28 protein-coding genes and 1 pseudogene are annotated in these 24,089 nt (G+C 41.0%); 16 read left to right on the top strand and 13 right to left on the bottom strand.

The features are described 5' to 3' along the window. Window positions 1-25: 25 nt before the first annotated feature. From LC653_RS33670 to LC653_RS33650, 5 genes are all read left to right on the top strand, one after another. Complete coding sequence (locus tag LC653_RS33670) at window positions 26-451, top strand: hypothetical protein (RefSeq protein WP_229499074.1); 426 nt, start codon at window positions 26-28, stop codon at window positions 449-451. 121 nt (window positions 452-572) lie between these two features. Beyond that, window positions 573-827, top strand: coding sequence for a TIGR02450 family Trp-rich protein (locus LC653_RS33665; protein ID WP_100901323.1), 255 nt, complete (start codon window positions 573-575; stop codon window positions 825-827). A 624-nt stretch (window positions 828-1,451) separates the two neighbouring features. Next, complete coding sequence (gene bchL / locus LC653_RS33660) at window positions 1,452-2,318, top strand: ferredoxin:protochlorophyllide reductase (ATP-dependent) iron-sulfur ATP-binding protein (protein ID WP_012410753.1); 867 nt, start codon at window positions 1,452-1,454, stop codon at window positions 2,316-2,318. Between the two features lie 32 nt (window positions 2,319-2,350). Then, a complete protein-coding gene (locus tag LC653_RS33655) occupies window positions 2,351-3,136 on the top strand; it encodes a DUF5331 domain-containing protein (protein WP_229499073.1) in 786 nt (261 codons plus the stop codon). 349 nt (window positions 3,137-3,485) lie between these two features. Then, window positions 3,486-4,889 (top strand): ferredoxin:protochlorophyllide reductase (ATP-dependent) subunit N, encoded by a 1,404-nt coding sequence (locus LC653_RS33650; protein WP_100901325.1) that lies wholly within the window; start codon window positions 3,486-3,488, stop codon window positions 4,887-4,889. Window positions 4,890-5,064: 175 nt separating this feature from the next. Here LC653_RS33650 and LC653_RS33645 read toward each other — a convergent pair whose 3' ends face one another. Both LC653_RS33645 and LC653_RS33640 read right to left on the bottom strand, forming a co-directional pair. Then, window positions 5,065-5,604 carry a helix-turn-helix transcriptional regulator gene (locus LC653_RS33645; protein ID WP_308189181.1) on the bottom strand — a complete coding sequence of 180 codons (540 nt, stop codon included), beginning with the start codon at window positions 5,602-5,604 and terminating at the stop codon, window positions 5,065-5,067. Beyond that, window positions 5,601-6,053 (bottom strand): DUF6932 family protein, encoded by a 453-nt coding sequence (locus LC653_RS33640; RefSeq protein WP_229499072.1) that lies wholly within the window; start codon window positions 6,051-6,053, stop codon window positions 5,601-5,603. The genes LC653_RS33645 and LC653_RS33640 overlap by 4 nt, the downstream gene beginning before the upstream one ends. Before the next feature lie 301 nt (window positions 6,054-6,354). Between LC653_RS33640 and LC653_RS33635 the strand changes: the two genes are divergently transcribed. The 3 genes and pseudogenes from LC653_RS33635 to LC653_RS33625 form a co-directional block, all read left to right on the top strand. Continuing rightward, window positions 6,355-6,615: a DUF4160 domain-containing protein gene (locus LC653_RS33635; RefSeq protein WP_229499071.1), complete on the top strand. Its 261-nt coding sequence runs from the start codon at window positions 6,355-6,357 to the stop codon at window positions 6,613-6,615. 3 nt (window positions 6,616-6,618) lie between these two features. Continuing rightward, the gene (locus LC653_RS33630; protein WP_229499069.1) at window positions 6,619-6,912 is read left to right on the top strand and encodes a DUF2442 domain-containing protein; all 294 of its coding nucleotides are present in this window, start codon (window positions 6,619-6,621) and stop codon (window positions 6,910-6,912) included. Window positions 6,913-6,934: 22 nt separating this feature from the next. Then, window positions 6,935-7,072, top strand: a pseudogene (locus LC653_RS33625) (AbrB/MazE/SpoVT family DNA-binding domain-containing protein); the annotation flags it as partial. A 348-nt stretch (window positions 7,073-7,420) separates the two neighbouring features. On the opposite strand, the gene LC653_RS33620 reads toward LC653_RS33625, so the two are convergent. Beyond that, a complete protein-coding gene (locus tag LC653_RS33620) occupies window positions 7,421-7,873 on the bottom strand; it encodes a hypothetical protein (protein WP_229499066.1) in 453 nt (150 codons plus the stop codon). Here LC653_RS33620 and LC653_RS33615 point away from each other — a divergent pair. Both LC653_RS33615 and LC653_RS33610 read left to right on the top strand, forming a co-directional pair. Continuing rightward, the gene (locus LC653_RS33615) at window positions 7,848-8,069 is read left to right on the top strand and encodes a Txe/YoeB family addiction module toxin (protein WP_372478257.1); all 222 of its coding nucleotides are present in this window, start codon (window positions 7,848-7,850) and stop codon (window positions 8,067-8,069) included. The genes LC653_RS33620 and LC653_RS33615 overlap by 26 nt on opposite strands. A gap of 138 nt (window positions 8,070-8,207) precedes the next feature. Then, window positions 8,208-8,831: a retropepsin-like domain-containing protein gene (locus LC653_RS33610; protein ID WP_229499064.1), complete on the top strand. Its 624-nt coding sequence runs from the start codon at window positions 8,208-8,210 to the stop codon at window positions 8,829-8,831. A 4-nt stretch (window positions 8,832-8,835) separates the two neighbouring features. Here LC653_RS33610 and LC653_RS33605 read toward each other — a convergent pair whose 3' ends face one another. Next, the gene (locus LC653_RS33605; protein ID WP_229499062.1) at window positions 8,836-9,720 is read right to left on the bottom strand and encodes a LysR family transcriptional regulator; all 885 of its coding nucleotides are present in this window, start codon (window positions 9,718-9,720) and stop codon (window positions 8,836-8,838) included. Window positions 9,721-9,787: 67 nt separating this feature from the next. Between LC653_RS33605 and LC653_RS33600 the strand changes: the two genes are divergently transcribed. After that, window positions 9,788-10,618: a methyltransferase domain-containing protein gene (locus LC653_RS33600; protein WP_229499060.1), complete on the top strand. Its 831-nt coding sequence runs from the start codon at window positions 9,788-9,790 to the stop codon at window positions 10,616-10,618. Window positions 10,619-10,668: 50 nt separating this feature from the next. Here the strand turns inward: LC653_RS33600 and LC653_RS33595 are convergent, their stop codons facing one another. Then, on the bottom strand, window positions 10,669-11,391 hold the full coding sequence (locus tag LC653_RS33595) for an amino acid ABC transporter ATP-binding protein (RefSeq protein ID WP_229499077.1): 723 nt from the start codon (window positions 11,389-11,391) through the stop codon (window positions 10,669-10,671). Between the two features lie 307 nt (window positions 11,392-11,698). Here LC653_RS33595 and LC653_RS33590 point away from each other — a divergent pair, with 307 nt between their 5' ends. Next, a complete protein-coding gene (locus LC653_RS33590) occupies window positions 11,699-12,550 on the top strand; it encodes an Rpn family recombination-promoting nuclease/putative transposase (protein ID WP_229499058.1) in 852 nt (283 codons plus the stop codon). Between the two features lie 535 nt (window positions 12,551-13,085). Here the strand turns inward: LC653_RS33590 and LC653_RS33585 are convergent. From LC653_RS33585 to LC653_RS33570, 4 genes are all read right to left on the bottom strand, one after another. After that, window positions 13,086-14,234, bottom strand: a complete 1,149-nt coding sequence (locus tag LC653_RS33585) for an amino acid ABC transporter permease (RefSeq protein WP_229499056.1) — start codon at window positions 14,232-14,234, stop codon at window positions 13,086-13,088. Between the two features lie 87 nt (window positions 14,235-14,321). Next, entirely contained in the window at window positions 14,322-14,618 is a 297-nt protein-coding gene (locus LC653_RS33580) for a hypothetical protein (RefSeq protein WP_229499054.1), read from the bottom strand. A 14-nt stretch (window positions 14,619-14,632) separates the two neighbouring features. Then, complete coding sequence (locus tag LC653_RS33575) at window positions 14,633-15,550, bottom strand: amino acid ABC transporter permease (protein ID WP_229499052.1); 918 nt, start codon at window positions 15,548-15,550, stop codon at window positions 14,633-14,635. Window positions 15,551-15,785: 235 nt separating this feature from the next. Continuing rightward, window positions 15,786-16,865: an amino acid ABC transporter substrate-binding protein gene (locus tag LC653_RS33570; RefSeq protein ID WP_229499050.1), complete on the bottom strand. Its 1,080-nt coding sequence runs from the start codon at window positions 16,863-16,865 to the stop codon at window positions 15,786-15,788. A gap of 420 nt (window positions 16,866-17,285) precedes the next feature. Here LC653_RS33570 and LC653_RS33565 point away from each other — a divergent pair, with 420 nt between their 5' ends. The 3 genes from LC653_RS33565 to LC653_RS33555 all read left to right on the top strand — a co-directional run bounded on the left by LC653_RS33565 (window position 17,286) and on the right by LC653_RS33555 (window position 18,755). Beyond that, window positions 17,286-17,423, top strand: coding sequence for a hypothetical protein (locus tag LC653_RS33565; protein WP_229499048.1), 138 nt, complete (start codon window positions 17,286-17,288; stop codon window positions 17,421-17,423). Between the two features lie 52 nt (window positions 17,424-17,475). Beyond that, a complete protein-coding gene (locus tag LC653_RS33560; protein ID WP_229483333.1) occupies window positions 17,476-18,033 on the top strand; it encodes a hypothetical protein in 558 nt (185 codons plus the stop codon). A 77-nt stretch (window positions 18,034-18,110) separates the two neighbouring features. Next, window positions 18,111-18,755, top strand: a complete 645-nt coding sequence (locus LC653_RS33555) for a DUF3318 domain-containing protein (RefSeq protein WP_229499046.1) — start codon at window positions 18,111-18,113, stop codon at window positions 18,753-18,755. A gap of 641 nt (window positions 18,756-19,396) precedes the next feature. Here LC653_RS33555 and LC653_RS33550 read toward each other — a convergent pair. Continuing rightward, window positions 19,397-20,194 carry a 7-carboxy-7-deazaguanine synthase QueE gene (locus LC653_RS33550; RefSeq protein WP_229499044.1) on the bottom strand — a complete coding sequence of 266 codons (798 nt, stop codon included), beginning with the start codon at window positions 20,192-20,194 and terminating at the stop codon, window positions 19,397-19,399. A 197-nt stretch (window positions 20,195-20,391) separates the two neighbouring features. On the opposite strand from LC653_RS33550, the gene LC653_RS33545 reads away from it, so the two are divergent. Then, window positions 20,392-21,441, top strand: a complete 1,050-nt coding sequence (locus tag LC653_RS33545; RefSeq protein WP_229499042.1) for a sugar transferase — start codon at window positions 20,392-20,394, stop codon at window positions 21,439-21,441. A 282-nt stretch (window positions 21,442-21,723) separates the two neighbouring features. Here LC653_RS33545 and LC653_RS33540 read toward each other — a convergent pair whose 3' ends face one another. The 3 genes from LC653_RS33540 to LC653_RS33530 form a co-directional block, all read right to left on the bottom strand. Further along, entirely contained in the window at window positions 21,724-22,002 is a 279-nt protein-coding gene (locus LC653_RS33540) for a hypothetical protein (protein ID WP_229499040.1), read from the bottom strand. Then, on the bottom strand, window positions 21,980-22,444 hold the full coding sequence (locus tag LC653_RS33535; protein ID WP_229499038.1) for a hypothetical protein: 465 nt from the start codon (window positions 22,442-22,444) through the stop codon (window positions 21,980-21,982). Before LC653_RS33535 ends, LC653_RS33540 begins: the two co-directional genes overlap by 23 nt. A gap of 95 nt (window positions 22,445-22,539) precedes the next feature. Continuing rightward, a complete protein-coding gene (locus LC653_RS33530) occupies window positions 22,540-23,997 on the bottom strand; it encodes a YcjF family protein (RefSeq protein ID WP_229499036.1) in 1,458 nt (485 codons plus the stop codon). Window positions 23,998-24,089 lie beyond the last annotated feature (92 nt).

Below are 24,089 nucleotides of genomic sequence, written 5' to 3'. Positions count from 1 at the left end.
GTCGCGGATAAATGGGTAATGAGGTATGCGTGACAAGCACCAAGTCATTGAGGAGCCGTGTGAAGGGAAACCTTCATGCACGGTTTTGAAGACCAACGGGGTTGGTGACAACCTCGTTGAGTTTAATGATTTCTTGAAAATAAAACCCATCAGCCAAATGACTGAAGGGGAAAAGCTACAGCGCTTTAAGCGGTTCTTCGACAGCAGCAGCCGTGCGATGTTGCAAGACTGTCTATTTCGCATCGTCGATTACGAAGATGGTACAGGTACGTTAGAAATTCTTTGCCCTAATGAAGTCATAAGGCAACGCCTTTCCAAGAAAAAGCGCAAAATTACCAACAACATCAACACTTGCTGGAGTCATATTAGATGGTTTTCGCTATGTGTTCAGCAAGATAATGACTTGCATTGCCAGAAGTTTACCCGTAATGGTGATTTGGTGACATCTTAGCTGGGGAGTGGGGAGTAGGGAGTGGGGAGTGGGGGGATGAGGGAGATGAGGGAGAGAAATAACTAATGCCCAATGCCCCATGCCCAATGACTAATGACTAATGACTAATGACTAATAACAAATGACTAAAAAACAGAAATTTCCTTACCTAGTTGGTTCTAAGTGGACGGCACAGCAAAAAGTTGATGGCTGGCGGCACTTTCAAGTTGTTAATCGTAAAAATCAGGCTAACTGGGTTTACGCCGAAATGGTTGCTGCTTGTGATCCTAAAGTCCGTTTTTGGATAAATGCCAAATTATTACAAGATAACTCCCAGTGGCAAGCTGGCTGGCAAACATTACAGGAAATCCACGGACTTGAAACTGAGGTATCCTGATTTGCCTCGTTCCCAGTCTATGACTGGGAATGCCTATTAGTGAGCTGCTGCCGTCAGTGAAGGAGGTAGCAGCCGAAAGATTTTAATAATCTTAGACAATATCTAGGAAATTAATAATTTTTTACAAAACCACAGTAACTTACTCTCAAGCAGCAATTAAATGGTTGTGACTACCGACTGAAAACTGGCAATTTATCTGCGATCGCAAATTCCAGTAGTATTTCCAGCATAGGGCTGCATATACCTCTCTTTACCCTTGAACTAGCACCCCAATGCCTTGAAAACACGTTGTACTACTATCAGCTAATTCTATTAAAAGCATTCAAAAAAGCCGATATCCGCTTTTTGTATTTTGTAACTATTTTTATAAAAATAAGTAATAAAAACTTTTTATTTATGGTTTTTAGAGCTAATAAAGTCTTTAAGCCTCATAAAACCCTAAATAGATATAATTGTGATTTAATTCATCGGATAAGACCGTTTTACAAATTAAGAGCCACTTTCTTTTCTATGTAATTTGCCCAATAATGACATCAACAGACCTCACGCATCGCCATCTCAGGAAAGGTGAAGGCAAATGTTTGAGCCACAAGTTTGACAAGAAGCTATAAGAGGCAAATAAAAGTGAAACTAGCAGTCTACGGAAAAGGTGGTATCGGTAAATCCACAACTAGCTGTAACATATCAGTCGCCCTAGCTAAACGTGGCAAAAAAGTGCTGCAAATTGGTTGCGACCCCAAACATGACAGTACCTTTACCCTGACTGGGTTTTTGATTCCGACAATTATCGACACCCTCCAAGAAAAGGATTATCACTACGAAGATGTCTGGCCTGAAGATGTGATTTACAAAGGCTACGGCGGTGTGGATTGCGTAGAAGCTGGTGGCCCACCTGCGGGTGCTGGATGCGGTGGATACGTAGTCGGTGAAACCGTAAAATTACTTAAGGAACTCAACGCCTTTGATGAATACGATGTAATTCTTTTTGACGTTCTGGGTGACGTAGTTTGCGGTGGTTTTGCAGCACCACTCAACTATGCAGATTACTGCCTGATTGTTACAGATAACGGCTTTGATGCTTTGTTTGCGGCTAATCGGATTGCTGCTTCAGTCCGCGAAAAAGCGCGAACTCACCCACTGCGTTTAGCTGGGTTAATTGGCAATCGCACCTCCAAGCGCGACTTGATTGAAAAATATATAGAAGCTGTGCCCATGCCAGTTCTAGAAGTTTTACCTTTAATTGAAGATATCCGTGTTTCCCGTGTGAAAGGTAAGACTTTGTTTGAGATGGCAGAGCAAGATCCTTCCCTAGACTACGTTTGCGACTACTATCTCAACATCGCTGACCAAATTCTGGCGCGTCCAGAAGGTGTTGTACCTAACGACACACCAGATCGTGAGTTGTTCTCTTTGTTATCCGATTTTTATCTAAATCCGGGAAAACCCCAGGTTCCTAATTCAGAAGAGGAACTAGACTTGATGATTGTATAAATCACCAAGTTCTCAGGATGAGGGACAATAACATGGCATTCTTTGACAGCTTTACAGACTCATTAAAGCAAAAATGGTTGCAATTTTTCCAGAACAATCGGGACTGGATTACGCTGCACATGCAAGTGGAATCGGTGTACACACCTGATGGCGGGAAGCGACCACCTTCTTACCTCATGCTGGGAGTAGTTAACGCCCTAGAGCCAAAGCTAGCGCAGTTAATGTTGCCCTTTGCCAAACTCAATCCTGATGCTGATACCCTGATTGAAGTGCTGGATTTGCATTTTGACCCAGATTTCGCTCTTGGTAATCGCTTCCTCAACCCAGAAGTAGAGAGATTCGTAAAAGAAGCAGCAGCTGTCATTGACGAAAAGCCTGAAGATGAAACATTGACACATTCTCATACAAATGGCTTTGCGGCGGTGGCGGTAATTCAAGAGTTCACAATGGTGGATTCTGATGAGCAAAGCCTAGAAATCAGCGAGTTAGATGAAACCGAAGATGCCTTTGGCGATATTTCCTTATCCGATGGAGACGACTCAAAAGATGAGTCTCTGGAAATCTCTACTTTAGAAGCAGATGAGTTTGGGGAAATTGCCTTCGATACAACAGCTGTAATGGAAGTAAAGCTGGATGAAGACGAGGCGCTTGAAGATAGTTCACTAGATGAGAATGCGTTTAAAGACGTGTTGTCAGATGTCTGGGGTGATGAAACAGCTTTGCAAAAAGCTGAAGAAAGTAACGATTTTTTAGGGGAAGAGCTGCCAGCAGGCGTTTTTGATGAATCAGAAATTGCCCGTCTCTTCCCCAACGCTTAATTATTGCCGTTCCTCGCAATTTTAAGTTTTAGATTTGGGATTTTGGATGAGGAATTAGGGAAATTGTCGTTAGACAGAGGATACTTTTGTTGTCCCAGTCTTCAATCCAAAATTGTCAATTTAAAATCTAAAATTGGTTGACCTGCCATTAAAATAATTCGTAATTGATAATTCGTAATTCGTAATTAAAGACTATTTCAGATTCTTATTTAGACACTGAATGAAAAAAACGCCACGTATAGACGTTCGCGAGTGCTTCTCCAAGAGTTGAGGAATTAAACCTAAAAAATTACGAATTACGAATTACGAATTACGAATTAGTTAAATATCAAGGGGAGAAAAAACCAAAATGACTGTCGCTCAACAACCAGAAGCTTTAAGCTTTGAATGTGAAACTGGAAATTACCATACCTTTTGCCCAATTAGTTGCGTGGCTTGGTTATACCAAAAAATTGAAGATAGCTTCTTTTTGGTGATTGGGACAAAAACTTGTGGCTACTTCCTGCAAAATGCGATGGGGGTGATGATTTTTGCTGAACCCCGCTATGCAATGGCAGAGTTGGAAGAGGGGGATATTTCGGCACAACTGAATGATTATGAAGAGTTAAAGCGGTTGTGCTTGCAGATTAAACGCGATCGCAATCCTAGTGTAATTGTCTGGATTGGCACTTGCACCACCGAAATTATTAAAACAGATTTGGAAGGTTTGGCACCGAAACTGGAATCCGAAATCGGTATTCCCATCGTTGTAGCGCGGGCAAATGGTCTAGATTACGCCTTTACTCAAGGGGAAGACACCGTCTTAGCAGCAATGGCTAACCGTTGCCCTGATAAGGCTCCTGTGGCGGAAACAGAGAAAAGTGAACGCAATGCGATCGCTAAATTGCTAAACTTCGGTAAGAAGAAAGAAGATGTCGCCCAAGATGAATCTGAGTACGTAGATCATCCACCACTGGTTCTCTTTGGCTCCCTTCCCGACCCCGTAGTTACTCAGTTAACCTTGGAACTGAAGAAACAAGGCATCAAAGTTTCCGGCTGGCTACCTGCGAAGCGCTTCACTGAACTGCCAGTACTGGAAGAAGGGTATTATGTCGCTGGTGTCAACCCCTTCCTCAGCCGCACAGCTACCACCTTAATGCGCCGCCGCAAGTGTAAACTCATTGGCGCACCCTTCCCCATTGGCCCCGATGGTACTCGCGCTTGGATTGAGAAAATCTGCTCGGTGTTTGGTATAACTCCCAAGGGTTTGGATGAACGGGAAGCACAAATTTGGGCAGGTTTGGAAGATTATGTGAAACTGATTCGCGGTAAGTCTGTATTCTTCATGGGTGATAACTTGCTGGAAGTTTCCCAAGCTAGATTTTTAATCCGTTGTGGGATGACAGTTCACGAAATCGGCATTCCCTACATGGATAAGCGCTATCAAGCTGCTGAGTTGGCATTGCTGGAGAAAACTTGCCAGGAAATGAATTCACCCCTGCCAAGGATTGTGGAGAAGCCGGATAATTACAATCAACTTCAGCGAATTTATGAGTTGAAACCAGATTTGGTAATTACTGGTATGGCTCACGCTAATCCGTTGGAAGCACGCGGTATTAATACAAAGTGGTCTGTAGAGTTCACTTTTGCTCAAATTCACGGCTTTACGAATGCGCGTGACATGTTAGAGTTGGTGACTCGTCCGTTGCGTCGGAATAATAATTTGAAAGATTTGGGTTGGGATAAGTTGGTAAGAGAAGAAGCGAAGATTTAGATTTGGATTTGGATTGAGCAACAGCATAATAGTATGTTACGGGCGAACTTTCGGGTTCGCCTTTTTTTTTACGAACCGCAGAGGCGCAGAGAACACAGAGGAAGAGGAGAAATTGGGCAGCCAATACCCGCGCTTTACAAAGAAAGGCAGAAGGTCATATGTATTAATAAAAACTTTAGTTCTGGGTATAGTAATCTTTTGAAGCTTTAGTTTTAATATTCAGTTTTTCTTTGCGCCATTTGTCCAGGCTTTTTTTAACTGCTTCTATTTCTGCAAAATCTACTTGCACAGTTGCCGTTTCAAATTCAACACCCAAAGCGGTGCTGACTTCGAGAATTTCTACAAAACTGGCACATTGATAATCTGTATCCTCATACTCTTTCACTCTTTGTTCATCAATTCCTAATATATCAGCAAGTTCTTGCTGACTAATTTGGGCTGCTATCCGAGCTTTAATTAAAGCATTTGGCAGCTTATTTAAAGAATCAACTTTAATTTTTAAAGGGTTGCTGGTGTCGCAATTAATAAGTCTTTCATATTCTGTGATTTCTGACTTTAGCTCGTCAACTTGACTTTGATATGAGTCTCGGTGAAGCTGACATCGCTCTGGTTCTGCTTTCAAGTGTTCATTGCTATCCAATGACGTTATAGACTGTTCAAAGCGTTGCAACCAATCTAAGGAATGTTGATATTGTTGCTCGTTTTTGATCATCATGGTTTCCACCTTTGTAAATCTATAGCAATAATTCCTTTGCGTGTATTCGTCCTGGTATCAAATTGAAAAAAATCTATGTAGGCTGTACCAGAATCATTAGCTGGATAATTTGACGGAAAGATTTCACCCTTGTACTTAATTTTTTGTTCGGCACGCCGCAGCGCAAAATTAAATAAAGTAGGAGCAATAGATTCTAGGTAATTTATATCAACTCCATTGTCCTCCCAACAGGCATCGAAGTCTCCAGGTTTTTGTTTACTGGTGACGAAACTACCATCAATATAAATAGTTCTACAGCCAGTTGCTTTTAGTTGCGTCATTGCCCTGTCCAGACCGTCTATCATGCGCTGTCTAGTCAAATTTGTACCAAATATTTCTTGAAATTCTGACCATTCTGCCCAATGTACCCCTGGTGGTAAGATACCACTTTCGTCAAATTCTGGAATCATTTCTCACACCCTAACACAGCTTAATTATCCAGTTAGGAGTGTCCTAGAATTATTTAAAAATCCCAGTTTTAACCAAAAACCACATAAGAACTAAAGTGATCGAGGAGCATTACAATGGTGAATACAGGATTTGGGGTTGGATTTTGAGAGAGTTTATTAGCTGCTACAATAATATGACTATGGAACATCACAACTAATTACCCGGACATGATATGACAGAGGCACAAAGAAAGAGCTACTCAAAATAGTTACAATCAGGTGGGTATGGCTGAATAGACAGGATAATTGAGGAGGTGATGTGATGCCTGAAATTTGTCGTTTTTTAGGGATTATCATTACTATGTACTATAACGACCATCCGCCCCCTCATTTCTATGTCCGCTACAATCAGCAAAAGGCAATTATTCATATAGAAACCTTATCAATTTTAGAAGGTCAACTCACTCCTAGAGTTCTTGGTTTAGTAATTGAATGGGCAGCTATGCACAAATCAGAACTTAGAGAAAACTGGCAACTGGCAAGACAAAATAATCTCTTAGAAAAAATTCAACCATTAGAGTGAATTATGCTTAAAGACATTATACAAGTTATTCCTCACGATAACTATCAACTATATTTGAAGTTTGAAGACGGAAAAGAAGGTATTGTTGATGTTAACCAGTTAATCGAATTTACGGGAATTTTTGCACCTTTAAAAGATTTAAACTATTTTAAAACTGTTAAAATTAACGCTGAATGGGGAACAATTCACTGGGATAATGGCGCAGATTTAGACCCAGATGTTCTTTATTCTGTGGTTACTAACCAATCTATTCCCACCTATAGAAATCTGGAAGAATATGAAAAAAGTTGGAGTTAAAACAGAAGTAACTCAAGAAGTCGGTGATTTATTAAAGCCTAGTAATTGTTTTTCAACAACTAAATTAGATGATGTAGCAGGTTGCTTAAAATATTTAGGAAAACCTAAAACTCTTGAGGATATGGAGAATGCGATTCGCCAAGGTGTAGAGGAATCGTAGCGTTTTTAAACGCAAAGGGACGCGGAGTAAGCGCAGAGGGGTGCAGAGTCTTGCTAGATTTAATTCGCTACGAATAAATGAAATGCTGTATTTAGTTCATATCGAAGGCTATAACTCTAGAGGTTTGGATGGAATTATATACATTAATTCTGCACCGTCTGGTTTAATTTCTGTTGACGGAGTTAATTTAAGCCAGTCATGAAAGCTGATTCCTAATTGGGATATTGCTTGTAGTTCTGTTTGATATGCTTCAAAACGGCGATTGGTTTCAATAATAGCTTCAAGCTTTTCTAATGGGTTATCTAATACTGTTTCTTCTTCTTTTTTAGATGTTACCCATAATAATACTTATTCTAGTAAATTGCCGTGCGTTCGCCCTGCTTTTGCTAGTAATGCTTTCCTACAATAACCTAAATAACCTAAATAACCAAATATTCCAGTAATCACACCATTGACAGTAATGTAAGAAGTAGAAAGTAACAGAGGGTAGTTTTTGTAAAACTTTTCCTGTTCTTCGTCATCAAGATAAAAAAACACTTTATCAAAATATTTGTTAACGCACTTACTAAGAAATTCTGTACCTTCTTGCAGACAAAGATATGCAGTTGAAATTTCATTGAATTCCAAGTAGCAATTTGCTCTAGCTACGTAGGTTAAAAATATCGACGATAAATATTCATCAGCTACTTGAATATCTTCTTTTAATGCTGTATCAAAGTAGCCAGTATAAGTATGTTGAGCCTCTAAAAATCGGTTAATAGCTAAATTCGCCATATTGACACGATTCTCAGGTTTAGTCATTGTAAAAGCATCACGCGCTAAATCAATGATTAGAGATATACAAAGAGATCCTTTTGCAGGGATCGGGAAGCCAGAACCATTAAAATATGAATTACAAGGTTACTGGTCAAGGAGGATCACAGATGAACATAGATTAGTTTACAAAGTGCAAGAAGATTTATTGATTATTTTGACTTGCAAATATCATTATGAATAATAAATATTATTGAGAGTGGAATATTATTTTAGTTAAGGCGATCGCTCTTTTTTAACCAGAAGATGCAGAGTGATCGCAGATACAATCATAAGTAAAAGGCAAGCTGCTAGAAAATGGCTGAAATTGTCACCAAAATCTATGAATAAAACACCCTCTCCCGATGAAAGTAAGCAAATGCTGAAGTGGCTAAACCAGAATCGCCAAATGTTATTATATTTATATAAAAATCAATATGTTGCTTATAATGCTAATGGCTTAATCGCTCATAGTGAAAACTTGCATGAAGTTCTAGAATTGGCAGATGCTTCAGAACAGCCATTTGTAATTTACTTAGTTCCACCTCGCACTGCTTCTATCCAAATTCTACCAATTCGCTTTCGCACAGTTGCTCGACATGATTGGCAACCAAATTATCATGTAAAACTGAAGCATAGAGATATAGAAGTTTCTACAATAATGTTAGTAGACTCTGGTGCTGAATTAAGTTTAATTTCCTTCAAAGTCGGTCAAGATTTAGGCTACGCTTTGGCTGATGCCGAATCAAAATTATTAGCAGAAACCATAGGTGGAATTGAGTATGTTTTACGTAATGTTGAAATGACAATTGATGAACACAGTTTTATTGCTCCTGTAGCATGGTTACAAACTAATACAGGTGGAGAGCAATTACTTCTAGGAAGAGAAGTTGTATTTGATAAGTTTAATATTGAGTTTAGGCAAGCTGATGAACAAATTATTTTTACATGGCGTGGAGACAGCTAATTAGTTAACCACAGATACTCCTGACAACTTGCAGAAATTCCCTTAGTACAGGTGTCATATCCTGTTGTTGCCACACTATAGCCGTTTCTACTAATGGTGTTTTCTCCTCTACAGCGCGATAAACTACACCACCCCTCTGAAGATTTTGTAATGAAGACGGTGCGATCGCAATTCCCATTCCTGCTGAAACCAATCCAATAATTGTCTGCATCTGAATCGCTTCTTGAGTCACTTTCGGGCTGAAATTTCCTTGCTGACAAAGACTTACGATTTGGTCGTAAAGTCCGGGGCCCAAATGGCGAGGGAACATGATAAAGTTTTCGTTTACTAGCGATCGCACTGAAATCTTTTCTTGTTCAGCTAAGGGATGAGTTTCTAACATAGCCACAATTAAAGCTTCTCGCTGAATGCACTCTTGATTGAGTGTGTTGTCTTCTAAGGGCGGATGGGCAAAGCCTACATGGATGCAGCGTTCTTGTAACGCTTGCTCCTGCTGAGTTGTGGTTAATTCTTGCAAAATCAACTCTACTTCTGGAAACTGTTCTCGAAACCGTCGCAAAATCACAGGAAGCAAATCGTAGGTTACTAAGCTAGTAAAGCCAATTCTTAGTTGTCCCTTTTCACCTCTTCCCGTTTTTTGAATTAGCTCAATTGCTTTTTGGAGTTGAGCTAAAAGTTGATAAGCTTCTTGCAAAAATACTTGTCCAGCTTCCGTTAGCTGCACCTGTCGTTTGGTTTTACGCTGAAACAGTTCTACCCCCAATTGCGCCTCTAGTTGCTGAATTTGCTGGCTTAAGGGCGGTTGAGCAATGTGCAATCGCTCGGCGGCTCTACTGAAGTGCAGTTCTTCAGCGACAGCAATAAAGTAGCGCAGGTGTCGCAGTTCCATTTTTTTGATATTTTATAAGTTTCAATTTTATTTAAATATATATTGGACATCTGAAAAGTACCTGCTTATGATACTCATACAAATATTGCAGGGAATCAGAGCAATGCAGGAAAAGTATACTCCAGGCTATTCGAGTAATGCGACGAATTTCATGGCAAAACGCAGCTTAGATACTCATGGTGCGTTTTTCAAGCCTTATTTACGTCCAGGGATGAAATTGCTAGATTGTGGCTGCGGACCTGGGACGATCACTTTGGGTTTAGCAAAAGCAATTTTCCCTGGTACGCTTAGAGGTATTGATCGCGAAGCTTCTCAAATCCAGATAGCTGCGGAGAGTGCTTTCACTCAAGGTGTGAGTAATGCTAATTTTCTGGAGGCGAATATTTATGCTTTACCCTTCCCGGATAACTCATTTGATGCAATCTTTTCCCATGCACTATTTGAGCATCTTCAAGAACCGACGCAGGCGTTACGGGAACTGTGGCGAGTTTTAAAACCGGGGGGAATTATTGGGCTTCGTAGTCCTGACTGGGGCGGGTTTTTGATTGCACCGTCTACACCAGAACTGGAAAAAGCATTTTCTTATTACAAGTGGCTCCAGCAGCAAAATTCTGGTAATCCTGACGTAGGTAGAGAGTTACGCGCCCTGCTGCGCCAAAGTGGGTTTACTAATATCCAAGCTTCGGCTTCTTATCAATGTTCTGAGTCGCTGAGTGAAGCTACAGAATATTTAGCGCTGCGAATTGAGGCTTCTGCAAAGGTGGATGGAGCTATAGAGAAAGGTTGGACTGATGAGCGCGCGCTTACAGCAATGAGTCGTGCTTTACGAGAATGGAGTCAGCACCCAGATGGATTTTTTGCTGCTGCTTGGTGTGAAGTTGTGGGACAAAAGGGTTAGAAGTGAAACGCAGAGGGGCGCAAAGTTGAGCGCAAAGTAGCGCGGAGGTTTTAGAGAATTTGTGATAAAAACTTGCGTGTTCTTTCTTCTTTTGGGTTGCTGAAAAATGTCTCAGGGGTAGCTGACTCGACCAGGGTACCGCTATCCATGAGAATAACTCGGTCGGCGACTTCACGAGCGAATCCAACTTCGTGGGTGACGACTACCATTGTCATCCCATCACGGGCGAGATTTCGCATTACATCTAAAACTTCTCGTACCATTTCTGGATCTAAGGCTGAGGTGGGTTCGTCAAACAGCATAATTTTGGGTTGCATGGCTAAAGCACGAGCGATCGCTACTCGTTGCTGTTGTCCACCAGATAACTGTCCTGGATATTTTTGCGCCTGTTCTAAAATTCCCACTCTTTCTAATAGTTGCATTGCCAATTCTTCAGCTTTTGCCTTTTGCGATCGCCGTACCCAAATTGGTGCTAAAGAGATATTTTGCAATACTGTAAGATGAGGAAATAAATTAAATTGCTGAAATACCATTCCCACTTCTCGGCGAATCGTTTCAATATTTCGCAAGTCATGGCTGAGGGTAATGCCGTCAATTTCAATTTTTCCCTTTTGGTATTCTTCTAGAGCGTTAAATGTGCGGATAAAGGTAGATTTTCCTGAACCCGATGGCCCCATCAATACTACTACTTCTCCACGATTGACTGTCAAGCTCACACCCTGAAGAGCATGGAACTTTCCATACCACTTGTGAACATCTTCAGCAATAATCATCGGTGCTTGTTTTCTTGTCACGGATTTGCAACTCCAAATTTTTTAGTAAATTAGCGATACCTATCGATAAGCTGATGGAATGACTATTAAGTAATTGCTGATTTTCGATAGCGATAATAAATTTTTACCATAGTGATCGCTTATCAATAATAACCCTAATTAATCAGATTTTACAGCGCGATCGTCTATCTAAGATTTTGCCAGGGAACAATACCACCACATCACAAAATCATTCATAAATAAAATTTGTGGTATAAGCCATCTGAAGATATATTATGAGTTAAAATAAATTTTTCGCAACCCCTACATGCGCCGAGACTCAATTTTCTACAAACTATTTCAACAATCCCCAAGCCTATTATTTGAATTGTTGACAAATCCCCCAGCCAATGCTGATAATTATCGTTTTGATTCCGTAGCTGTCAAGGAACCCAAATTTGAAATTGATGGTGTGTTTCTTCCACCTGATACTGCTGATGCCGGGGTTGTATATTTCAGCGAAGTTCAATTTCAGAGAGATGAAATGCTCTACGAAAGGCTATTTGCCGAGTCGTTATTGTATTTCTATCGCAACCGTATGAGATACAGTGATTGGCAAGCGGTGGTAATCTACCCATCCCGCAGTACCGAACAAAGTAATAGCTATCCCTACCGCGCATTCCTTAATAGCGAACAATTGTATCGCGTTTACTTGGACGAGTTAGGAGATATTCGTGAATTACCTTTGGGTTTAGCACTCATGGTACTGACTACGATAGAAGAAGACCAAGCACCAGAAGAAGCTAGGTATTTGCTAACGAGAACATACGAAGAAGTACCACAACTATCAAGTCGCGCCATAATAGAATTGATAACGACCATAATGGTATACAAATTTGAACAATTAAGCCGATCTGAGGTGGAAATTATGTTAGGTATAACTTTACAGCAAACGAGAGTTTATCGAGAAATTAAAGAAGAAGGACGACAGGAGGGAGAACAGGAAGCAACTGTTAAATTAATTGTTCGACTCTTGACTAAGCTCCTTGGGCAAGAACTGTCTGAAGAAATGCAAGCAACTATTTCTCATTTACCCTTAACAGTGCTTGAGAATCTAAGCGTTGCTCTGTTGGATTTTACCAGCTTGGCGGATTTACAAGCTTGGTTAGATGCACAATAAATTACACAACTGACCAAACAAGGCAAAAGTTGAAAGATTAAAGAAGAATTCAGAAGTCAGAATTCAGGAGCCAGAATCAATGAGTAGGGGATTTAGACCCACCACTCAATTGTTGCACCACCAAATTTTGAATTTGGCGGGGGACTTAAACCCGTTTATTGGGAGCATCCCAATTTTGCAAATTTATTTAAGATAATGAGTCGTCATTGCGAATGAAGCGTTCGCGGTAGCGTCTCGTAAGAGAAGCGGAATGAAGCAATCAATCGCCAAAGTACAGATGTTGCGATTGCTTTGCTTCACTACGTTACGCTCGCAATGACAAATCATATTTTTACACATTTGGGATGCTCCCCGTTTATTCCGACGCTAGCGAACTCGCTAAAGCTGCGCTATCCGCCAGTCGTATATAATTCATTCTGAATTCTGACTCCTGACTCCTGAATTCTGTTTTGTTAAAAAAAGTCATAATACTAGAATCATTCTAAAGTATGGCTCCTGAGTTCTTCTTAAGTAATTTATTTTTTAAATCTCCTAACTACTGATTTAACTGTCTCTCTAACCGCCGAGAAGCTAACGACATTGAGTAACAAAATACCCAGTAAATAAACCCAATAAATAGATAAACTTCTGCATAGCGTCCGAGAAACTGTGGTTGGGCTAATATGGAACGCGCAATACCTGTGAGTTCCACCAATCCCACTAAAGATAATAGTGAAGTGTCTTTAAATAAGCCGATGAACTGTCCAACGATCACAGGAATAACGTTACGCAATGCTTGAGGTAAGACGATTAACAAAACTACCAAGGCTGTATTTAATCCTAGCGCTTTCGCTGCTTCAATTTGCCCGCGAGAAATTGATTGGAGTCCACCGCGCACGTTTTCTGCCATGTATGCAGCACTAAATAAAACCAATCCAGCAATTGCTCGCAATACCCGATCTAGACGCACATCTGCTGATAAAAATAAGGGAAGCATTACCTGAGCGAGGAACAAAATTCCAATCAGTGGTACTCCCCTGACAATTTCAATGTACAGGATGGAAAACCAACGTACTACAAGCAAATTGCTTGTACGCCCTAAAGCAAGTAAAACTCCAATGGGAAAGGAAAGCACAATACTGACTGCTGCCATTAGTAGGGTAAGTAGCAAACCGTTCCATAAATTTGTAGATACAGGCTGCAATCCAAATCCACCGCCAATTAGCCAGAGAATAACGGGGAAAGACAGTAACCATAGTAGGGACCAAGGAGTTAGTACTTTAGTAAACTTTCCTCCAAGCCAAAAACCTACAAATAGTAAAACTGCAATTAACAGTAACCAAAGGCGGTATGTAAAATCTAGTGGTAAAACAACTAACAAAACGCCGATGATTAAAGCAAACAAAGCAATTCCACGCTTTATTAACTGTTGTTTACCAAAGAATACACCCCCAGTTATAGCGCCTAAAGTCGAAGCGATCGCCAATACAATCCAAGTTCGCCAATATAGCGTTTGCGGAAATCTACCAACTAAAAATAAACGTAAATTAACCTGAATTACTGCCCATTGTGCTTGAGTAGTTGCCCAAGTTATAACTCCTCGCAGTATCCAAAACAGTAACACTAAACAGACAACAGTTAACAAGCTGTTGTACCAAGTACTGAACAGGTTTTTACGTAGCCAAGTTAATTTGTCATTTGTCATTGGTCATTTGTCATTTGTCATTGGTCATTTGTCATTTGTCATTGGTCATTTGTCATTTGTCATTTGTCATTGGTCATTTGTTATTGGTCAAAACTCATATTTCAACTTTAAAGGTGCAACTTCCGAGTTCAGAGGTGCGACTTCCGAGTTCAGAGGTGCGACTTCCGAGTTCAAAGGCTCAACTTCCGAGTTCAAAGGTGCAACTTCCGAGTTCAAAGGTGCAACTTCCGAGTTCAGAGGCTCAACTTCCGAGTTCAGAGGTTCAACTTCCGAGTTCAGAGGTTCAACTTTCGAGTTCAAAGGCTCAACTTCCGAGTTCAGAGGCTCAACTTCCGAGTTCAGAGGTGCAACTTCCGAGTTCAACTGCTTCCTTGTCCCCCTCATCTCCCCCATTCCCCTCATCTCTCTTTAATTTGCACACTGCGATTGAATAAATTCATAACTACAGAGATAGTCAAACTTAGGGTGAGATAGGTGAGCATAATCAGTAATATCACTTCTACGGCTTTCCCCGTTTGGTTAAAGGTGGTGGAGGCGACAAAATAAATATCGGGGTAGCCGATCGCGATCGCTAAACTGGTATTTTTCGTCAAATTAAGATATTGACTCGTCAACGGTGGAATGATTACCCGCAAAGCTTGAGGAAAAATCACCAGCCGTATTGCTAACCCTGGTTTTAATCCTAGCGATCGCGCTGCTTCCCATTGTCCCTTTGGTACTGATTGAATCCCACCCCGGACAATTTCCGCAATAAACGCGCCTGTATAAAAAGTTAATCCCAACAGCAAAGCCGAAAACTCTGGTGATAGGGTAAACCAAGGAAGTTCTAAGCCATTTTGACTAATGCTAATAAAGCCCCAAAGAGATATCTGATTTCCTGTTTTGGGGAAACTAAGAAAAACAGCAAAGTACCAAAACAGCAATTGCAGCAGTAAGGGCGTATTGCGGAAAACTTCTACATAAACCATTGTGATATTCCGCACCAGCCAGTTGTCAGAAAGTCGGGCAATCCCAGCACTTACCCCTACAATGGTTGTCAGAAAAATCCCTGCGATCGCCACCCGCAAGGAGTTAATTAACCCCACCCACAAAGCATGACTGTAGGTGTCAGTGGGTTTGTAGCTAATCAGCGTCTCGCCAATATCAAAAGACGCTTGTTGCTTAAGAAAATCAAATCCAAACGGAATACCCAATTGCCGCAAATTGCGCTGGAGATTGCCCCACAGTATTACTATTACAACTGCTGCTAAAAATACAGCAATGAGTTGTAAAGCAATGCGCCAAAAACGAACATCACGCCATATAGAATTAGTCATTTGTCATTTGTTATTAGTTAGGACTTACGCAAAATATCTCTCAAACTCTGATTTCTCCGTGTACTCTGCGCCTCTGTGGTTCGTTATTCCGTAACTCTTGCGTAAGTCCTATTAGTCATTGGGCATGGGGCATTGGGAAAGAAGAGGCAGTTCTTACTGTCTTGCTGGAGGCACAAGTTCTTTAATTTTGAATTTTGAATTTTGAATTTTGAATTGATTTCTCCCCCTGCCCCTTCTACCGAAACGGCGGAGAATAAAGCAGTCCGCCTTTGCTCCAAAGTTGATTTTGACCACGAGCTAGATTGAGTTTTGTCTTGGGGCCGAGGTTGCGATCGTAAATTTCGGCGTAGTTACCAACGTGCTTAATTATTCTGGTTGCAAAATCGTTTGTTAAGCCGAGTCCTTCGCCAAGGTTGCCTTCGGTTCCTAAAAAGCGCTTAACATCTGGATCAGTACTAGTGGCGAACTGACCTACATTCTGAGAAGTAATGCCCAACTCTTCAGCTTTTACTAGGGAATAAACCACCCACTTAACAGCATCTCCCCATTTAATATCCCCTTTAGCAACTGCTGGTGCAAGGGGTTCTGAAGATATCACTTCATTGAGAATCACGTTATCTTCTGGTTTGGGTAAAATTGTCCCCCGCGAAACTAATGCTGAACGGTCAGCTGTAATGCCATCGCAACGACCTTCGGTATAAGTAGCAAAGGTAACGTTAACGTCTTCAAAGACAACGGGTTTGTAAGTGATGCCCCTTTTCCGCATTTGGTCTGCTAAGTTTTGTTCGGTAGTCGTACCAGTTTGAACGCAGATTGCTTTATCCTTCAGGTCTGCCAGTGACTTAATGTTGCTATTTTTGCGAACCATTATGGCTTGTCCGTCGTAAAAGACCACAGGTGCAAATTCTAGACCTACAGAGCTATCGCGGCTAAGTGTCCAGGTAGTATTGCGGCTGAGAACATCTACTTCGCCAGTTTGCAAAGCTGTAAACCGCTCTTTGGAATTGAGATTGCGAAATTCTACTGCATCTGGGTTGTCAAATAAAGCTGCGGCGATGGCGCGACAGACATCCACATCAATGCCGCTATATTTACCATCAGTTCCCACAAAGCTAAACCCTGGTACTTCACCACTGACACCGCAAATTATCTGACCACGGCTTTTAATATTATCCCAGCGATTTCTAGTTGCTGGTGCTGCTGGATTACTGCCTGGAGTGCCTGGTGTATTTGCTGTTTGTCCTGAATCTCCACCACAAGCAGCGATCGCAAAGACTAGAGGTGCGATCGCTAGAATTAAAGCTGATTTACGCATAAACTTCATTGATACTCGACAATAAAAATGTATTGTTCACTACAATGATGCAGTGAAAACAATTTGTTGCTTGTAATATAAAACTCTACCAGTCTCTGTGCTATATTTATTGGCTTTTAAAAACGGTACTTTAAGTTTTTACTTATATTTTCAAAAGCCTCAGATGCGACGTAGAAATTATCTCAACTTGGCTTCAGCTTTCAAGTTTGATTTAAAATCCTGCCACCATGCAAGTCTAGCAATACATTCATTCAACCTAGAAGAAAATATTAAAATTTAAGCAAGTTAGTGCCATATCCTTGACTGGGTAAGGTTTTAAAAATAGTGATTTTCGCTTCTTTAATAATGAGCAAGGGTCTTTCAGAAAATATCATTCACAGCGCCGAACGATGATCTATATTTTCCTATGCTCAATGCCCCATGCCCACTTGCCCTGAGCGACTTGTGCCGACTTGTGCCAAGCGTTGCCGAAGGGATGCCGAAGGGATGCCCAATACCCTAATTGCATACTTCTATGCGATCGCTTGTAGCCACACCAACCTAAACAACTACCCCTAGCAGGTTAAACTAGGTCTGGTAACAACTGCTCCACGTTCCTTATGAGGCTTTTATGGGAGCTAACCTCAAACAGATTGCCAACTATTTAGACAACCTTGGTTGGGACTACCGTTTTGATGATGAAGAAGACCGAATTATAACAGGCGTGGAGGCTGATAACCTAGAAGATTTCCTAATAGTTGTCCAGTTGGATGAAGAGGGAAAATTTTTCCGGGTATTTGCCCCTCAAGTTATGGCAGGAATTCAAGACCATCCTCACAAGGGAGTTATCCTCCAGACAATGCTTGCCATTTCCTGGGAAACCAAAATGTTGCAATGGGAGTATGACCCATCCGATGGCGAAATCCGTGCCATTATTGAGTTTCCTCTAGAAGACTCGATTCTCACAGAAAAACAATTTCACCGTTGTCTGAGTGGGTTAATTCAGATTGTGGATAGCATAGCAATACCTCGCCTGAAAGAAGTGATGGCAACAGGTTTTGATCCGGGGAATATAGAACTTGGGGAAAGACTGTTACTCAGTATCCAAGAAGAAGCCCCAGGATTGCTAGATTTGCTAGAAAAAGCAATGGAAGCGCGAAAAAAGCGAGGAAGTTTTAAGAGCGACTGAGACGGATCATCACTTAAATAGCTATACTCCAAAGTGATACCCTCACTATATACTGAAATTTTCTGGGGCTGGATATTATGACATCCTATGCAACCTCCTCTGCCAAAGCGGAAATGAGTGAACTACGGCGGTTGAAAGGCTTACTACCGCCAGAATTACAGAGCTGGGTCACGGTTGAAGGCACAACTGAGGTCAATCCACCCCTGGTTCGTTGCGAAGAAATTGGTAAAGACCAGGTAGAAATTCAAATTGACCTGGTGAAATGGGATGCCCTCGCAATGGATCAGCGTAATCTGCTGTTCTGGCATGAAGTTGCTCGCGTTCAAAATGACACGATTCCTAAAGATGGTTGGGAAATGGCAGCACTAGCCATCGGTTTAGGTGGTGCTGTAGGCGAATTGTGGGTACAAGATGGATTGCTTCTGGTGTTAGCTTTGTCGCTGTGTGGTGTGTCAGGCTGGCGACTGTACCAAAAGAATAATGGGGAAAAGCAACTGAGAGAATTGCTCAATGCTGATGAGAAAGCGATCGCTTTGGCAACTCGTTTTGGTTATAGCCTCCCCAATGCCTACAAGAGCCTCGGTAGCGCCTTGAAAACCCTGATTGACAATACTCCTAGTAAGCGCCAACGGTCGAAATACGAAGCAAGGCTCTCTGCCCTCAAACGCAGTGCTAATAAAGCAAAAGCTAAATCTAAAACTCCAGATGAGGGCGCACTGTAGAAACCATAAAGTAAGTTGGGTGGGCAATACCTACCCAACAAAATGCCTAGATTAATTTTAGAAATTGATAATTCATAACTATGTTTCAAGTAGGGATTTAAACCTACCTGAAACAGCACTGCCTTCATTAGGCGTTGGGTACAAACCCTTTGTAATTGCTTCAACATGAACACCCGACTTAAGTTTCGCTACTAGACGCACTATCCCAGTAGCTTAATCGCTTAATCTTCATCCAGGTCTGAAGACAAGCCAAAAAAGAAGACTTATTGGCCAACCGAAAAATAAAATTATCAGAACAACAAGACAACCAGACTTACCACGACGTTCAGCATCACTGTAAACCCAAGCAAGACTCCAAACAAACAGACCTAGAAACAGAGCAACAAATATTAATGTGATTGTGTTATCCGAGCTAGATGAAGAGGTCTGTGCAAGAAAAAGAGGTGAAATATCCAAGCAAGTCAACATGATGGTGAAAGTCCATAGATAACAAGGAAATTTTCGGAATATTAATCTATGGGACAACGCGCTCGGCTTTGTTGCACCGAATATAATAATAAATCAGGTTGACATTAACATTTCATAAAATCTTGGTTTTTCCTTGACTACATCTTTATCAAACTCAAATTTTACAGACATTTTTACAGTTGGTTCAGCATTTTATGCGTCTGAGGGATCACACGCACATGCTTGAGAAAGCCTTTCATCAAAGCTTGCCACATCAAAACTTGATCAGCCGTAGGGGCAAGCACAGGTATTGGGGAGAATTGTTCAGATACTGGCAAAGGCGTAACAGGTTGTAAAAATACTGAAATATCTGGACTAACCTCTGCCACTAGCAAAACTGAACGTTCCAACTCGGCTGGATCTGTGTTTTGAGACACAATTATCTTGACAAAAACATTTAAATATGAGTCATGACATAATTGGAGAAATTTAGCATGTTCTTGCCAATGACTTTCGCCGCTAACACTGGGCAATTTGAAATCCATACCTACAGAGTCTAAATAAGGGAGAATCATTGCCAGCTGTTCTGGGCGATGTCCGCCAGTTTCTAAGTATATAGGTAGACCAGTTATGGCTCGCACTTCGGGTAGAAACTGGGTTAAAAATGGGGCATGAAGAAGTGGTTCGCCTCCAGTTAAGCTAATGCTATCGTGTAGAGAAGGTAGATTTTGTCGTTCCACCCATTCGATTAGTATGGGTAGAGAGACAGGGTTAGAGTGGATTTCAAAGTCGCGCAATCCAGGCGATCGCTCTATCCGACAACTAGCAGGTGCATTCCAAGTGTGGGCGCTATCACAAAAATGACAGCGCAAATCACACAAAGCAAAACGAATAAATATCTGACGCATCCCTACATTTAGTCCTTCCCCTTGAATGGCAGAAAAGATTTCAATCAGGCGTGCGCTAGGTGTAACCGTATTTTTAGCAATCATTTGATGAGAGCAACGCGATCGCGCTGCGTCGGCACAACAGCAAGGATGTTTTTTGGCTTCTTGTTCTATTGTGAATCGTCGCTAGCGATCTCCAATCTCAGCCCCGGTAAATCGCAATTAGTCCTTATACTACTGATTCCAATATTAGGTTAGGTAATTTTGTAGGACAAAATAATGTTTGGCAGATTACATTATACATGGCAACGAAAGTGCAGAGCTTCATGACTAGCCAACCGACAGAGGTCGATTTTCCAGTTAATTCCCTAAACGACACGGCTATAGTGCAGGTGCCTAAGCGGTTGAGCGTGCTGGAGGCCTTAGGCTTTAAGCAAACCTGCCAAAGCTTAATCCAGCCCAATTCACATCCTAAGCAAATCATCATTGACTTTCATCAAACTATTTTTATGGATAGTAGTGGTTTAGGTGCCCTGGTTAGTAATTTTAAATACGCCCAGACTCAAGGGATTACATTAACACTGCGGAATGTAACACCTCAAATAATGGCAGTCCTAAAACTCACGGGATTGGATCAGGTTTTTCCCTTAGAGCTTGTAGATGATGCGCCGCTAATAAAACAGGAAGACTTAGTAGATAATCGGAAGACAACTTCCCGCAAAGTAGAGCAGTTACCCACTACTCACCCTTCTGTGGCATCTTGGATGAAACGGTTGTTAGATATTGTAGGGTCAGTGATCGGTTTATTAATTACAGGAATTTTATTTATTCCGATTGCGATCGCTATTCAAATTAATGATCCCGGGCCCATTTTCTTTAGTCAAATCCGTTGTGGTTGGATGGGGAAACGGTTTAAAATTTGGAAATTCCGCTCTATGTGTGTGGATGCGGAAGCGAAGAAATCCCAAGTTAAAAACCAAGTGCAAGGTGCTTTTTTCAAGAATGAGAATGACCCCAGAATTACCAAAATAGGGCGCTTTTTACGGCGAACTAGTCTTGATGAATTACCCCAATTTTGGAACGTCCTCAAAGGAGAGATGAGTTTAGTAGGCACTCGACCACCGACACCTGATGAAGTGGAACGCTACGAAGTACCGGAGTGGCAACGTTTAGATGTTAAGCCCGGTATGACTGGCGAATGGCAAGTTAATGGACGGTCTACAGTCCGTAGTTTTGAAGATGTAATTCGCCTGGATTTGCAGTATCAAAAAAATTGGAGTTTGGTGTACGATTTAAAGCTAATTTTCAAAACTATAGCTATTCTGTTTAATAGAAACAGTGGTGCTGTTTAGCTAACTACCCTTATTCACAATTTTTTGCTAACTCCCAATCACAATAATTGTTAGATACACCCAAGCCTACTTCCGGCTTGGGTAAATTTTAGGTTTACCTATAACACTAGGCAAGTAAAAAGTCAAAAGTGAATACCCGCGTCAATGACAATATGCTGGCATAAATTGTGAGAAAATGTCTTTGACACAAACAATGTTAAAATCGCTGGTTTAAAAACCTAAATCTAGGAAAGCTTAATCAGCAAAAAAGCAGAAAATACAAGGGCGATCGCGCATTCTAAATTAAAGGTCGCATAATTGTTTAATATATTCAACAACTTGGTCTTTACTGATTATTCTTTCAACTGGCACACAATAAGATGGATAAATGTAATAAGTTTTACCTGATAGATAACTTTTACGCTGATCTTTGATGATGCCATACCTATCAGGATAAATAAACCACTCAGTACTAGGACGTTTTGGTGTTATTGCTCCCCAAGCTACATTAGACTTTAGACAATACCAGATAATTACCGTAGATGGATATATCCACTGTTTACTCTCTACTTCGCCACACATCCATCCTTAATTTTAAGGCTTCAGTATAGTTTTTGCATTGTGTTGGTTTGTTGTTGTTAGTTTTAGCTTCATTGACTAAATTTAAGTAATATAATGCCAGAGAAAACTTTTTATTTATTTGTAATAAATATGAATAATTTTTTAATAATTCAAAAACTGTATTTAGGTTATTTTCCTGATACTCTTGTGCAAGTTTGAAAGCTCGATTACTTGCTTCTTGGAATTTATGAGATTTTATTGATAATTCATTAGTCGCTTCAGCTTCAGCTGCCAAATGAGTTATTTCTACAAACATTAAAGTAGCTGGAGATTGAGAACTAATACGTTCTTCCAACCTGTGTCTAGTTTGAATAACTAGGTTTTGAAGCTCATTTATGTCAATAGTTTCTAACAAATCTTTGTTAAAAACACCTTCTGGGTTTGGAAGATAAGGCGTTTTCATGATTTACCTATCCTCAAAACAGTAGTCGCAACGATTACCATATTTTTCAGCCTAATATAAAGGCGCAAAGAAAAACTCTGCGCCTCTGAGTAAACTTAACCCACAAATTTCTCAACACCAACTAATTCAACCTGCTGCACCTCTGGCAACAAACGTTTCACGCTTTGCTTAACAAACCCCTGCAAAAAACCAATCTGCTGATTTTGCCCAAATACCTTTTGCAAAGTTTGCCGCAAATTCTCCAAATTTAAACCAGTCCTAGAATCTATCGCTATTTCCTGCTGTTGGAAATACTCAACTAGACTTAACCCTGCTACCCTGGTCAGATAAGCTGCACTTACTCCTTGCACTACGCCACCAGCAACAAAGGTAACGGCATTACTTTTTAGAACAGTACTAATAGCCTTTGTAGAAAGTTCAACTAAACCCAGTTTCAGCATCAAACTTCCCATTGTTCCAGCTACGGTTTGCGCCTGTTCCAAGGAAAATTTTTGCTGATAAATATTACCCAAATCCATTACCATCTGAGCATTAATTGCCGCAGTTGCTAGGATATCAAGGGCTGGGACTGGGTTAGCAAAGGCAGCAGCAGCAGCGATCCATTGATATTGTTCAATAATTGGGGTAGCGCGATCGCGTCTAGTTCCATTCAACCAGTTTTTCGCCTCAGCTTTCAACAACCCGGCTTTTCTCATGGTTGTTACCCAAACTAGCCGTTGTCCCTGCTGTACCAAAACTTCATCCAACTGCTGCGTCAACTGCTGGATATTTGGCGCTGGTTGTTCCATCCACTCTTGCACAGAACCATCAGTCTCATGCTTTCGGACTTTGATGGGAATGGGAGAGGCCGCAGTTGCAACTACATTTCCCTGCATTCGCTGTTTTAATGACAGCAAAACGCTGGCGCTTTCATCGGCTAAATACTGGTCTTGTTTGTTCAAAACCAGGATTGTGGGCTGATTTGCTGCTTTTAGCTGCTGTAAAGCTTGAAATTCTGAGTCTGTCAAATCACCGTTTGTCAGGAACAGAACAAAATCAGATTTTGCCACTTCTGCTAAAACAGCTGCATCTGAATTGTCAGCCGCTTCTCTAAATAAAGGTGCTGTTTCTTCTAGAGACACCAAATTTCGTGTCTCGACATTTTCCTTTAGCACTTTAATTAAAGTGCTTTTACCTACGGATTTACCGCCAGTCACAGCAACTTTAATTTCTTGTCTGTCTAACTCCAACAACAATTGGGCAACTTGTTCTCGCAGTGTCTCTAATGCTGTGTGGTTTTCTGCTTCTTGTGCCAGTTGGTTTATTACAGTTTCAGCAATAGAAATCGCACTTTCTACAGTCGTCCGATCCACCACCATACCATCTAGCTGCTTTAAACTGTCTTTCGGGCGATTTTTTTGGAATAACCACAAACCACCGCCTACAGCTAAGGCACTCAATAAACCAAACTCACCCACCTGCACTATAGAATCGTGCCAACTGTCCAACATCCACAGAGAAAAGGACAGTCCCAATCCTCCCACTAAAATTGGTCGCTGCAACTTCACAACCATGATTCTTTGCGCCTTTTAAGATGGCTATTTCTTCCAGAATAGATCAAAATAAAACAAAAACCCTGCAATCTTCACCGATTGTAGGGTTTTTA

The sequence above is a fragment of the Nostoc mirabile CHAB5784 genome, from assembly GCF_020829645.1.
Lineage (GTDB): Bacteria > Cyanobacteriota > Cyanobacteriia > Cyanobacteriales > Nostocaceae > Nostoc > Nostoc mirabile.
This window is presented reverse-complemented; position numbering and strand designations above follow the sequence as displayed.